Here is a 766-nt window from a genome sequence, read left to right on the forward strand (position 1 = left end):
AACGCGGCCTGCTGCGTCATAGCTCAGATTCTCGCGGATCTGACCGCGGGCGTTGATGGTCCGCCTGAGGTCACCCTTGCGATACAGGCACGCTCCGGTGCCAGTCTCGCACCCGGCAGCATCGATGGGGTAATAGTTGTAGATCGTACGGTCGTCGATATCCGTGCGCGGGCCATCGATGGACTTCAGGAGGCCAAGCACGGGACAGTCGCCACCAGCAGCCACATCGGCTGCCTCGCAGTAGTTCATACTGAGAACTCTGGTCTGACCGACGCCCCCCCGATTTTGAGTAGCACCTCAGTTTGGAGTCCAATTCCCTAACTCGAGGAGATTGGACGTGAAGAAGCGTTTTTCTGAAGAACAGATCATCGGCTTCCTGCGCGAAGCTGATGCCGGTGTGGCGATCAAGGACCTGTGCCGGCGGCATGGCTTCAGCGAGGCTTCCTATTATCTGTGGCGCAGCAAGTTCGGCGGGATGAGCGTGCCCGATGCCAAGCGGCTCAAGGAACTTGAGTCCGAGAACGCGCGGCTGAAGAAGTTGCTGGCCGAGCAGCTGTTCGAGAACGACCTGATCAAGGATGCACTGCGAAAAAAGTGGTGAGCGCACCGGCGCGTCGCATGCTGGTGCGCGAGTGGATAGGGCGTGGTACCAGCGAGAGGCGTGCGTTGGCAGTGATCGGCATGAGCGCCAGTGCGCAGCGATATTGCCCGCGCGAAGATCGCAACGTCAAACTGCGCGAACGCATCTGTGCGTTGGCGCATCGCC

At 60.2% G+C, this 766-nt stretch carries 2 pseudogenes; one reads left to right on the forward strand and one right to left on the reverse strand.

Annotation, left to right across the window (positions count from 1 at the left end):
• Nucleotides 1–270: pseudogene (locus ARC63_RS04080) on the reverse strand (hypothetical protein); the annotation flags it as partial.
• A 67-nt stretch (nt 271–337) separates the two neighbouring features.
• On the opposite strand from ARC63_RS04080, the pseudogene ARC63_RS23120 reads away from it, so the two are divergent.
• A pseudogene (locus ARC63_RS23120) lies at nt 338–766 on the forward strand (transposase); the annotation flags it as partial.

This window comes from Stenotrophomonas geniculata ATCC 19374 = JCM 13324 (genome assembly GCF_001431625.1).
GTDB classification, from domain to species: domain Bacteria; phylum Pseudomonadota; class Gammaproteobacteria; order Xanthomonadales; family Xanthomonadaceae; genus Stenotrophomonas; species Stenotrophomonas geniculata.